This window comes from Pseudomonas sp. ML96 (assembly GCF_000761545.1).
In the GTDB taxonomy this organism is placed as follows: Bacteria; Pseudomonadota; Gammaproteobacteria; order Pseudomonadales; family Pseudomonadaceae; genus Aquipseudomonas.
Genome location: NZ_JPMY01000034.1, coordinates 79,950 through 91,544, shown reverse-complemented (window position 1 = coordinate 91,544; position 11,595 = coordinate 79,950). Strand labels below are relative to the sequence as shown.

Here is an 11,595-nt window from a genome sequence, read left to right as displayed (position 1 = left end):
GCAACCCTTAATTTCGTCTAACTTCTTGTTTATCAAGAAGTTTTCAGATCAGGCTGCGCCGGAACAGGTGCGCATTCTAGGGATTCACACGCGCCAGTCAACTCTTTTCTGAAAAATTCGCATCAGGCCTGCATGATCCAACCCTCCACCCCCATCGCCGCCTGGCGCAATGCCTCGGAGCGCGTGGGGTGAGGATGGCAGATCAGAGCAATGTCCTCGGAGGACGCAGCGAACTCCATGGCCACGCAATACTCGCCGATCATCTCGCTCACGCTTGGGCCGACCATATGTACGCCGAGGATCTCGTCGGTGCGCTCGTCTGCCAGGACTTTCACGAAACCTTCCGTCTCGTGGTTGATCTTGGCGCGGCTGTTGGCGGTAAAGGGGAACTTTCCAACCCGGTAGGCGCGCCCTTCAGCCTTCAACTGCTCCTCGGTCCTACCGACGCAGGCAACCTCGGGCCTGGTATAGATGACGCTGGGGATTACGTCGTAGTTCACTTCGGCCGCCTTACCGGCGATCTTCTCGATGCAGGCAATCGCCTCATCCTCAGCCTTGTGTGCCAGCATCAGCCCAGAGGTGACATCACCGACCACCCAGACGTTCGACGCCGCAGTCTTATGGTGCTCATTGGCGAGTACGCCGCGCTTGTCCACGGAAAGCCCAACGTTTTCCAACCCTAGCCCCTGCGTATATGGGCGCCGGCCGATGGCTACCAGCACATAATCGGCCTCCAGCATCTGGGCAGCACCGCCAGCAGCAGGCTCGATGCTCAGTTCCACGCTATTGCCCTTCACTACTGCGCCGGCAACCTTGCTACCTAGCTTGAAAGCCATGCCCTGCTTGCTCAACGAGCGCTGCAGGGTCTTGGCTGTCTCATCGTCCAGGCCAGGGCAAATGCGATCCAGATACTCGACCACCGTCACTTCGCTGCCCAGACGACGCCAGACCGAGCCAAGCTCCAGGCCGATCACGCCCGCGCCAATGACCACCAGATGCTTGGGCACTTCTGGCAACGACAGCGCTCCGGTTGAGTCCAGGATGCGCTGGTTATCGATGATCACACCCGGCAGAGGCGTCGGCTCCGAGCCGGTGGCGATCACGATGTCCTTGGCCTGCAGCTCGAGCTGGCTGCCATCGGCCGAGGTGACCTGTACCCGCCCCGCTCCTGCCAGCTTGCCCCAACCCTTGATCCAGTCGACCTTGTTCTTGCGAAAGAGGAACTCGATGCCCTTGGTCAGGCCGGCAACGCTCTCATCCTTCTGCTTCATCATCTGCGGCAGGTTGAGCTTGGGTTTGACCTCGATGCCGAGGTTAGCGAACTCCTTGCCCACCGCCGCTTCGTAGAGTTCAGAAGCATGGAGCAGAGCCTTGGAAGGCATGCAACCTACGTTCAGACAGGTGCCGCCAAGGGTTTCACGCCCTTCGACACACGCCACCGTGAGCCCCAACTGCCCTGCACGGATGGCAGCGTTGTATCCACCAGGGCCGCCACCGATCACCACGACATCATATGTAGTCATTAAGCACTCCTTCTCGAATTAGCGACCGGCCGACAGAGCGGCGGCACCAGGCACGCGCCTCAGCAGAGAGAACGCTGCAAATGCCGCCCAGGCGAACAGACCATGAAGAAGAACCATAGGCCAGGACGTTCCGTCCTGCAGATGAGTGAGCAGCACTCCAGCCAGGGTTGCGCCGGCCATCTGCGAGAAGCCCATGAAGCCCGCCGCGAGCCCTGCGCGATGAGCATTAGGAATCACCGCACCGGCCACCGAGGCCGGCAGCACCATGCCGCCCCCAACAGTCACCAGTACCTGCGGCAGTGACAGGCCAAGCACTGAAAGCCCGAACAACGCATGCACCAGCAGAGTCAACGCTGCACCAGCGGCCACCAGGGTGACGCCGATGGCAACTATGCGCTGCGGCCCGAGTTGCATGATCTTGCGTTGCGTGAAGAGCGCCCCGGCGATCAGCCCCGACACGATGGAGCCGAAGGTCAGGCCGTATTCCGCAGGACTCAGCCCAAGCAGCTTTATATAGACAGTGGACGAGCCGGCGATCACGCAGAACATCGCGCCATAGGTGCAGGCCAGCGTCAGAGCGAAAGTTCGCACGGAGCGCCCGCGCAGCAGATCCCAGTAATCCCCTGTCAGCTTCAGCAGGCGCCCGGCCTGAGGGTCCAGATGCGCGTTGCTCTCCTTATAGAAGAACAGCACCGCCAGCCAAACCACAGCCCCAACGGACATGGCCGCCAAAACCGGCGCCTGCCAGCCCCACTGCAGGGTGAGCAGGCCGCCAGCCATGGGCGCCAGTGCGATAGAGGTCAGCATGCCGATCACGGTTAGCGCCAGGGCCGGTCCGGCCTGGGCCTGCCACACGTCCCGAACCACCGCCCGTGCCAATACCAACGCAGAACAGGCGCCCAGCCCCTGCAGGGCACGTGCGGCAATGAACTCGGCAAGGTCATTGGCCAGCAGCATCCAGCCGCTCGCCAGCAGATAGGCCAATAGACCTGCGATCAGAATCGGCCGGCGGCCGAGGCGATCCGACAATGGCCCCATGAGCAGTTGTCCCAGGCCAAACGCAGCGACGAAGACCGAGAGCACCGCCAGACTCGATCCGGGCCTGGTCGCGAAATCCCGCTCCAGCTCGCCGAGTGCGGGAATCAGTAACTGGGTGGATATCTCGCCCAAGGCAGTCAGCGTCATGAGCATCAGCAGCAGAGTTCGGGACGGTTTCGGCATGTTCTTTCTCCGAGGCCTGGGCACTGCCAAATCGGCCGCACCATTTATATTTCAACCATAATATGAAATATTGAATGCTGTCCATCATCAATCCCCTAAGAGGAACAGCCCATGCAAAACCCGACTCGCGAGCAGACCCTGGCCATCTGGCAAGAAGCCGAGCAAATCGCCCGTGCCAGACTCGGCGAACCCGGCACCCTGTCGCTGAAGCAGGTCAGCGAGTTGAGCGCACAGGAATTCTTCGACCGCATCGGTAGCGGTGAACTGCCCTGCCCGCCTTTCGGCCACTTGGTCGATTTCATCCCGCTGGAATGGGAGCCGGGCCGTTTCCTGTTCCAGGGCACGCCGGATTCGCGCCACTACAACCCACTCGGCAGCGTGCACGGCGGCTATGCGGCGACCTTGCTCGACTCCTGCATGGGCTGCGCTGTGCACACCCAGCTGCAACCTGGCCAGGGCTACACCACCATGGACCTGCGTATCAGCTACGTGCGGGCAATCACCAGCAAAGTCGGCCCACTGCGCGCCGAAGGCCGTATCGTCCATCTGGGCCGCTCCACCGCCCTGGCCGAAGGCCGCCTGTACGATGTGGACGACCGCCTGTATGCAGTTGGCTCGACCACTTGCATGATCCTCAGTCTGCACGGCTGACCTCCCCGACAACCTGGTCGGCTGCCCAATACCGGCCAGGCTCGCCTCACCGCCCCTCGCCCGGAGAAACCAGCAAACTCCGAACGGCCATTCATCGCCGAAACCCGCCACAAGCAATTAAATTACAGTCAACATCTATACGCTCTTTTGAATTACGCCTATCATTTTTTTGACCGAGGGCGAACCCGTCCTCCCCACCCGCACAGGACCACAGCCATGACCTCCATCGTGATCGCCGGCTACGCCCGCTCCCCCTTCCACTTCGCCAAGAAAGGCGGCCTGATCAACCTGCGCCCCGACGACCTGGCCGCCCAGGTTCTCAAGGGGCTGGTCAACAAGCTCGATCTCGATCCCAGCCTGCTGGAGGACGTGATCATGGGCTGCGCCTACCCCGAGGCCGAACAGGGCATGAATATCGCCCGCATCGCCAGTTTCCGCGCAGGCTTCCCGGAGACGCTGGGCGGCGCGACCGTCAACCGCTTCTGCGGCTCCTCCATGACGTCGGTGCACTTCGCCGCCGGGCAGATCATGCTCGGCGCTGGCGAGGCCTTCCTCTGCGCTGGCGTTGAATCCATGACCCGCGTGCCCATGGGCGGCTTCAACACCTCACCCAACCCGGCCCTGATGAGCAGCTTCCCGCAGGTCTACATGGCCATGGGGCACACCGCCGAAGAGGTGGCCAAGCGCTTCGAGATCAGCCGTGAGGAGCAGGAAGCCATGGCGGTCGAATCCCACGCCAAGGCTGTGCGCGCTCGCGAACTGGGCTACTTCAAGGACGAAATCCTCGCCGTGGAAACGCCCGAAGGCGTGATCGACGAAGACGGCTGCATCCGCCCCGGCACCAACGCCGAAGCCCTGGCCGGGCTGAAGCCGGCCTTCGGTGGTAGCGTCACCGCCGCCACTTCCTCGCCGCTCACCGACGGTAGCGCCGCCGTGCTGGTATGTACCGAGGAGTTCGCCCGTCGCCACAAGCTGGACATTCTGGCGCGCATCAAGGCTGTCGCCGTTGGCGGCTGCGCCCCGGAAATCATGGGCATGGGCCCGGTGGTAGCGACCCGCAAGGTGCTGGAACGCGCAGGCCTGAGCATCGACGACATCGACCTGGTCGAGATCAACGAAGCCTTCGCCAGCCAGTCGATCGCCTGCGTGCGTGAGCTGGGCCTGGACATGGCTAAGGTCAACATCGATGGCGGCGCCCTCGCCCTCGGCCATCCACTGGGCGCCACTGGCGCACGCATCACCGGCAAGGCAGCCTCGCTGCTCAAGCGAACTGGCGGCCGCTACGCCATCGCCACCCAGTGCATCGCCGGCGGCCAAGGCGTGGCCACTCTGCTCGAAGCCGTCTGAGCCCTGGCTGCGCCAGGCGCAGCCGATGCTCCGTCGCAAAAAAACGATCCGGGACGCAATGTCCCGGATCGTTCGTTTATACCCCGCCATCCCTGGCTCTCAGCTAAAGCAGCAGCCACGACTACACCACCAGTAGCGCCTGTACCTGACGGGAGCGACGGACTGCCACGCCCGTTTTCTTCGTTGCGGGTGTAAGATTAAGGTCAGCATTCAAATTCCTGCCTGGAACTGAACCTCATGCGCTATCCCGAAGACCATAAAGCCAAGACTCACCAACGCATCATCGACGAGGCCGCTCTGCGCTTTCGTCGTGACGGTGTGCTGGCCACCGGGCTGCAGCCGCTGATGAAGGCCCTGGGCTTGACCCACGGCGGCTTCTACGCCCACTTCAAGTCCAAGGATGATCTGGTCGAACAGGCATTGCAGCAGAGCGCCGACCAGCTCAAGGAAGGCCTCACCGACCTGGAGCAGACGCCGAACCCGCTGCAGGAGCTGATCAAGCGCTACCTCTCCGCCGCCCACTGCCAGTCGCCAGGCCTCGGCTGCCCGCTGCCGACCATGTCCGCCGAGCTCGGCCAGCGTGGGCAGCCCAGCGAGGTGACCGACCGGATCGTGCGTGATCGTCTGCAGACCATCTCCGCCAACCTTTCCGGCGAGGATGCCGAGAAGCAGAGTGCGCTGATCCTCTCGGCCATGGTTGGCGCCCTGGTGCTGTCGCGCAGCGTGACCGACCCCGAATTGGCGGAGTTACTGCGTGCCGGTACTCGCGACCTGCTTCTGCAACAGACCGAAGCCTGAATAGCGCCCACAAAAAAGCCCTCGCGGATCTCCCGCGAGGGCTTTTTACTTTCCGGCTTCAGCTCTTGTAGCGTGGCGCCGCATGGTTGCGCGACAGGTTCGGCCCTAGGGCGGCGCGAGCGGCAACGAAGGCTCTCCAGTCGCCGGCATCCGGCAGCGAAGGGATGGTGATCAGCTCGCCCTGATCGAAGCCGGCCAGCGCCGCGTCAACCATTTCGCCAACCTCCATGATCATCTCCGGCGGCAGCTTGCTGCCATCCATGCCGCTGCGCTCCCAGATCTCAGTGCGGGTCACGCCCGGCAGCACGGCCTGGATCTGCACGCCCTTGCCTGCCAGCTCGCCATTCAGGGTCTGGGTCAGGCTCAGCACATAGGCTTTGGAGGCGCTATAGACGGCGTTGAACATCTCCGGCGCCAAGGCTACCACCGAGGCGACGTTGACGATGGCGCCTCGGCCCCGTGCGGAGAACTGTGCGGCGGCAACCGAAGCCAGGCGGGTCAGCGCCACCACGTTGAGCTGGATGAGCTTCTCGGCCAGGTCCAGATCGGCCTCGGCCAGGGTGCCGTTGGTGGCGATGCCGGCGTTGTTCACCAGCACACCGATCTCGGCATCGCTGCGCAGGCGATCTTCCACCGCCTTCAGCTCGGTCTTGTCGCCCAGGTCGGCCTTGAGCACTTCGACCTTCACGCCGTACTCCTGGCTCAGGCGGCCGGCCATGGCTTCCAGACGCTGAATGTCACGCGCGACCAGCAGCAGGTCGTGGCCGCGACGTGCCAGACGCTCGGCGTAGGTAGCTCCGATGCCTGCCGATGCGCCGGTGATCAGCGCCTTGCCCAGTTGTTTGCTCATCTTCGTCTCTCCGCTTCTATGTTGTTGGCCAGCGCTCGCTGGATTACGGTCGTCATATTATATGATGGATATCATTAAACAAACGTCTTTTCCCTATGGCCACGATAGAAGGCAACAGCGAAGCGCGACTTATGAATATAAAAATAGTCTAAAAAAGTATTTATCTATTCCATTTTTATCAATTAGCTTTGCTCTACCGGACCACCGGACAAACCCCAAAAAGAACGACATCTGTCCAGTGGCTCGACCTTCCCCGGAACGGTACGTGCCCGCCCGAGGAGCATCCCCATGAGCATTCCCTTCGCCCGCCGCCTGCTGGCGGTACTGACGATTTCCAGCCTGAGCCTGACTGCCCAGGCCGCCGATTTCACCGTTGCCTACCAGACCACCGTCGACCCGGCCAAGGTCGCCCAGGCCGATGGCGCCTACGAGAAAGCCAGCAAGGCCGAGATCGACTGGCGCAAATTCGATGGCGGCGCCGAAGTGATCACCGCCGTGGCCTCCGGCGACGTGCAGATCGGCTACGTCGGCTCCAGCCCGCTGGCTGCAGCGGCCACCCGCCAACTGCCGGTACAGACCTTCCTGATCGCCACCCAGATCGGCGCCGCCGAGGCCCTGGTTGCCCGCGACGGCAGCAAGATCAGCAAGCCGGAAGACCTGATCGGCAAGAAAGTCGCCGTGCCCTTCGTCTCCACCGGCCACTACAGCCTGCTGGCCGCGCTCAAGCACTGGAACATCGACCCGGCCAAAGTGCAGGTCCTCAACCTGGCGCCACCGGCGATCATCTCCGCCTGGAAGCGCGGCGACATCGATGCCACCTACGTATGGGACCCAGCCCTGGGCGTGGCCAAGGAAAACGGCAAGGTGCTGATCACCTCCGGCGAGCTGAGCGAGCTGGGCGCGCCGACCTTCGACGCCTGGATCGTGCGCAAGGACTTCGCCGAGAAACACCCGGAAGTGGTGCGCGCCTTCGCCAAGGTGACCCTCGACGCCTACGCCGACTACCGCAAGGACCCGAAAGCCTGGCTGGCCAACCAGGACAACATCGCCAAGGTGGTGAAACTCTCCGGCGCCAAGGCCGAAGACATCCCGCTGCTGCTGCAGGGCAACGTCTTCCCGCTGGCCGCCGACCAGGCCACCGCCCTCGGCGCGCCGACCACCCAGGCCATCACCGACACCGCCAAGTTCCTCAAGGAGCAAGGCAAGGTCGACGCCGTGCTGCCGGACTACGCGCCCTACGTCAGCAACCAGTACGTCACCAACTGAGCATCGGGCCCTCGCCTCTCAGGAGGCGAGGTTCGGCGACGGCACGGATGCCATCGCCGGATGCACCTAATTAAAGAGAGCACCATGGCCCTACTCGAACTGGAGCGCATCAGCGCACAGTACCCCGGCTCGGCCGCGCCGGTACTGCACGACATATCCCTGACCCTCGGCCCCGATCAACTGCTGGTCGCCCTCGGCCCCTCCGGCAGCGGCAAGACCAGCCTGCTCAACCTGATCGCCGGCTTCACCGCTCCCAGCGATGGACGCATCAGCCTCGACGGCAAGCCCGTCACCGGCCCCTCTGCCGAGCGTGGCGTGGTGTTCCAGGACGATGCCCTGCTGCCCTGGCAGAACGTACTGGCCAACGTTGCCTTCGGCCTGCAGCTGGCCGGTGTGCCACGCACCCAACGCGAGGCCAAGGCCCGCGGACTGCTGGCCCTGGTCGACCTGGCCGGCTTCGAGCAGCGACACATCTGGGAGCTTTCCGGCGGACAGAAACAGCGCGTCGGCCTGGCCCGCGCCCTCACCGCCGATCCACGCGTGCTGCTGATGGACGAGCCCTTCGGCGCGCTGGACGCCTTTACCCGTGAACAGATGCAGGAATTGCTGCTGCAGGTCTGGCGGCGCACCGCCAAGCCGGTGCTGCTGATCACCCACGACATCGAGGAAGCGGTGTTCCTTGCCACCGACCTAGTGCTGCTGGAACCCAATCCCGGGCGCATCGCCGAGCGTCTGCAGCTCGACTTCGGCCGCCGCTACGCCGCTGGCGAAAGCGCACGAGCGATCAAGTCCGACCGCGCCTTCATCGAAACCCGCGAACACGTGCTGGCCCAGGTCTTCGCCCAGCGCCAGAGGAAACCTGTATGAGCAGCTTCGAATACCTCTACAGCAAGAGCGAGGCCGAGCAGCAGGCCGAGCGCACGCCACGCCGCCAGCTCAGCCTAGTTAGCCTCGGGCTGATCAGCATCGGCAGCCTGCTGTGGCTGTGGTGGGCCGTGACCGCCGCCGGACTGATCGAGCCGCTGTTCCTGCCCAGCCCGCAGACCGTATTGGCGCGCGGCTGGAAGCTGATGAGCGAAGGCTACCTGGACGCCAGCCTGTGGCAGCACCTGGGCGCTAGCCTCGGCCGCATCGGCCTGGCCCTGCTGTTTGCCGTGCTCACCGCCATCCCGCTGGGCATCGCCATCGGTCGCAGCCGCGTGGTGCGTGGCCTGGTCGACCCGCTGATCGAGTTCTACCGGCCGATCCCACCGTTGGCCTACCTGCCGCTGATCGTCATCTGGTGCGGCATCGGCGAGCTGTCCAAGGTGCTGCTGATCTACCTGGCGATCTTCGCCCCCATCGTCATCGCCACCGCCACCGGTGTGCGCAGCGCCGATCCGGCCAAGCTGCGCGCCGCGCAGGCGCTCGGCGCCACCCCGGCGCAACTGGTGCGCCATGTGATCCTGCCCAGCGCCCTGCCGGACATCCTCACCGGCATCCGCATCGGCCTCGGCGTCGGCTGGTCGACCCTGGTGGCCGCCGAGTTGATCGCAGCCCAACGCGGCCTTGGCTTCATGGTGCAGTCGGCGGCGCAGTTCCTGGTCACCGACGTGGTGATCCTCGGCATCCTGCTGATCGCGGTAATCGCCTTCGCCCTGGAACTGGGCCTGCGCGCCCTGCAACGCAAGCTGGTGCCCTGGCACGGCCAGGCCCACTGATTCGGAAAACCAGTCATGAGCCTCAACATCACTCCGCTGAGCCCGGCCCTGGGCGCCCTGGTCGGCGGCATCGACCTGCGCCAGCCGCTGAGCGACGTCAACCAGCAGGCCATCGAGCAGGCCCTGCTCGACCACCAGGTGCTGTTCTTCCGCGCCCAGCCGATCGAACCGCGGCAGCAGGCGGCCTTCGCCGCACGCTTCGGCGATCTGCATATCCACCCGATCTACCCGAATATCCCCGAGCAGCCGGAAGTACTGGTGCTCGACACGGCGGTCACCGACGTACGTGACAACGCCATCTGGCACACCGACGTGACCTTCCTCGAGACCCCAGCCCTCGGCGCCGTGCTGGCCGCCAAACAGTTGCCGGCCTATGGCGGCGATACCCTCTGGGCCAGCAGCAGCGCAGCCTTCGAGGCACTGTCCAAGCCCCTGCAACGGTTGCTCGACGGCCTCACCGCCAGCCACGACTTCACCCGTTCATTCCCGCTGGAGCGCTTCGGCAATACGCCCGAGGCGCTGGAGCGCTACCACGAGGTGCAGCGCCAGCACCCGCCGGTGACCCACCCGGTGGTGCGCACTCACCCGGTCACCGGGCGCAAGGGACTGTTCGTCAACGAGGGCTTCACCACGCGGATCAACGAGCTGGAACCGGCCGAGAGCGATGCTCTGCTGCGCTTCCTGTTCGCCCATAGCACCCGGCCGGAGTTCAGCATCCGCTGGCGCTGGCAGGAAAACGACGTGGCCTTCTGGGACAACCGCATCACCCAGCACTACGCGGTGGACGACTACCGCCCGACGCGGCGGGTGATGCATCGCGCCACCATCCTGGGTGATCGCCCGGTCTAGTCCTTCCTGGCCTCGGGCGAGGCATCCTCGAAGCGGTCGACGGTGCGCAGGCTGCGGAAGCCCCACATCCAGCCACCGACCACGCCGAGGGTACACAGGCTGCCCAGCACCGCTGCCGGCACCGCGCCGAACCAGGCGGCGCTGCTGCCGGCGCGGAACTCGCCCAACTCGTTGGAAGAACCGATGAACAGCATGTTCACCGCGTTCACCCGGCCGCGCATGGCGTCCGGGGTGGAGAACTGGATCAGCGAGGAGCGGATATACATGCTCACCATGTCCGCGCCGCCGGCCACCAACAGCGCGGCGAACGACAGCCAGAACAGGCTGGACAGCGAGAACACCAGGTTGGCCACGCCGAACACCGCCACCGCCATAAACATGCGCATGCCCACGTGGCGATTGAACGGTCGCACGCTCAGGTAGAAGCCCACCAGTACCTCGCCGATGGCCATGGCGCTACGCAGGATGCCGAGGCCGGTCGGCCCCACCTCCAGCACCTCATGTGCGTACATCGGCAGCAGCGCCACCACGCCGCCGAGCAGCACGGCGAACAGGTCCAGCGAGATGGTGCCGAGGATGATCGGCCGCGAGCGGATGAAGTGGATGCCGGCGGTGAAGCGCTTCCAGGCCGTGGCCTCCAGCGGCTTGCTCTCCTCGCGGAAACGCACCTGGACGAAGGCAAGCATCAGCACGCCGGCGGCGAAGAACAGCAGGCACAGCGCGTAGGTCAGCTCGCCACCGCCGATGGCGTAGAGGCCGCCGCCAAGCACCGGACCAGAGATGGTCGAAGCGCGCACGATCATGCTGTTGGCCGCGATGGCCGCCGCCAGGCTCTCCCGCGGCACGATCTGCGGCAGCAGGCTGGACAAGGCAGGACCGGTGAAGGCACGGGCGCAGCCGTAGGCCACCAGCACGCCGTAGAAAGCCTCGACCGGCCCGTGGATCAGCGACAGCCACAGCAGCACCGCGGCGCACACCGCCTCCACCGCCCAGCTCAGGCCGAGAATCCATTTACGGTCGAAACGGTCGATCAAATCACCGGCCGGCAGTAGCAGGAACAGCATCGGCAGGAACTGCGCCAGGCCGACATAGGCCAGCGACATCGGATCGCGGGTCAGGTCGTAGACCTGCCAGGCCACCACCACCGCCATGATCTGCACGGCGAACATGGCGAGTACGCGGGCGGCGAGGAACGGCAGGAAACCGGGTTGGCGGTATACGGAAGATTCGGCGGACACGGCGCAAGTCCCGAGGCAGAGAAAGAAACGGCGCAATCTACCGGAGCAAAAGCTGTCCGGGCAAACAACTCACGGGCACATGCATATACCCAAATTTCATTTAGAGAATTCAAAACAAATCAATAGGCTATAAACACCGGACCACCGGAGCA

At 64.3% G+C, this 11,595-nt stretch carries 11 protein-coding genes; 7 read left to right on the top strand and 4 right to left on the bottom strand.

The genetic code is table 11. The annotated features are described in order from the left end of the window. Positions 1-122 precede the first annotated feature (122 nt). Complete coding sequence (gene lpdA, locus IP89_RS16525; protein ID WP_043310708.1) at positions 123-1,523, bottom strand: dihydrolipoyl dehydrogenase; 1,401 nt, start codon at positions 1,521-1,523, stop codon at positions 123-125. 18 nt (positions 1,524-1,541) lie between these two features. Further along, complete coding sequence (locus IP89_RS16520; protein ID WP_043310707.1) at positions 1,542-2,744, bottom strand: MFS transporter; 1,203 nt, start codon at positions 2,742-2,744, stop codon at positions 1,542-1,544. 111 nt (positions 2,745-2,855) lie between these two features. Between IP89_RS16520 and IP89_RS16515 the strand changes: the two genes are divergently transcribed. The 3 genes from IP89_RS16515 to IP89_RS16505 all read left to right on the top strand — a co-directional run bounded on the left by IP89_RS16515 (position 2,856) and on the right by IP89_RS16505 (position 5,540). Then, a complete protein-coding gene (locus tag IP89_RS16515) occupies positions 2,856-3,395 on the top strand; it encodes a PaaI family thioesterase (RefSeq protein WP_043310706.1) in 540 nt (179 codons plus the stop codon). A 216-nt stretch (positions 3,396-3,611) separates the two neighbouring features. Continuing rightward, positions 3,612-4,742: a thiolase family protein gene (locus tag IP89_RS16510; protein ID WP_043310705.1), complete on the top strand. Its 1,131-nt coding sequence runs from the start codon at positions 3,612-3,614 to the stop codon at positions 4,740-4,742. Between the two features lie 237 nt (positions 4,743-4,979). Beyond that, positions 4,980-5,540, top strand: a complete 561-nt coding sequence (locus IP89_RS16505; protein ID WP_043310704.1) for a TetR/AcrR family transcriptional regulator — start codon at positions 4,980-4,982, stop codon at positions 5,538-5,540. A gap of 58 nt (positions 5,541-5,598) precedes the next feature. Here IP89_RS16505 and IP89_RS16500 read toward each other — a convergent pair whose 3' ends face one another. Next, on the bottom strand, positions 5,599-6,390 hold the full coding sequence (locus IP89_RS16500) for an SDR family oxidoreductase (RefSeq protein ID WP_043310703.1): 792 nt from the start codon (positions 6,388-6,390) through the stop codon (positions 5,599-5,601). Between the two features lie 288 nt (positions 6,391-6,678). Here IP89_RS16500 and tauA point away from each other — a divergent pair, with 288 nt between their 5' ends. From tauA to tauD, 4 genes are all read left to right on the top strand, one after another. After that, on the top strand, positions 6,679-7,656 hold the full coding sequence (tauA, locus tag IP89_RS16495; protein WP_043310702.1) for a taurine ABC transporter substrate-binding protein: 978 nt from the start codon (positions 6,679-6,681) through the stop codon (positions 7,654-7,656). Between the two features lie 84 nt (positions 7,657-7,740). After that, positions 7,741-8,523, top strand: a complete 783-nt coding sequence (gene tauB / locus IP89_RS16490) for a taurine ABC transporter ATP-binding subunit (protein ID WP_043310701.1) — start codon at positions 7,741-7,743, stop codon at positions 8,521-8,523. After that, positions 8,520-9,356, top strand: a complete 837-nt coding sequence (tauC, locus tag IP89_RS16485) for a taurine ABC transporter permease TauC (protein WP_043310700.1) — start codon at positions 8,520-8,522, stop codon at positions 9,354-9,356. Before tauB ends, tauC begins: the two co-directional genes overlap by 4 nt. Before the next feature lie 15 nt (positions 9,357-9,371). Next, positions 9,372-10,205: a taurine dioxygenase gene (tauD, locus tag IP89_RS16480; RefSeq protein ID WP_043310699.1), complete on the top strand. Its 834-nt coding sequence runs from the start codon at positions 9,372-9,374 to the stop codon at positions 10,203-10,205. On the opposite strand, the gene IP89_RS16475 is transcribed toward tauD, so the two are convergent. Then, positions 10,202-11,443: an MFS transporter gene (locus tag IP89_RS16475; protein ID WP_043310698.1), complete on the bottom strand. Its 1,242-nt coding sequence runs from the start codon at positions 11,441-11,443 to the stop codon at positions 10,202-10,204. The two genes, tauD and IP89_RS16475, sit on opposite strands and share 4 nt — an antisense overlap. Between the last annotated feature and the right edge of the window lie 152 nt (positions 11,444-11,595).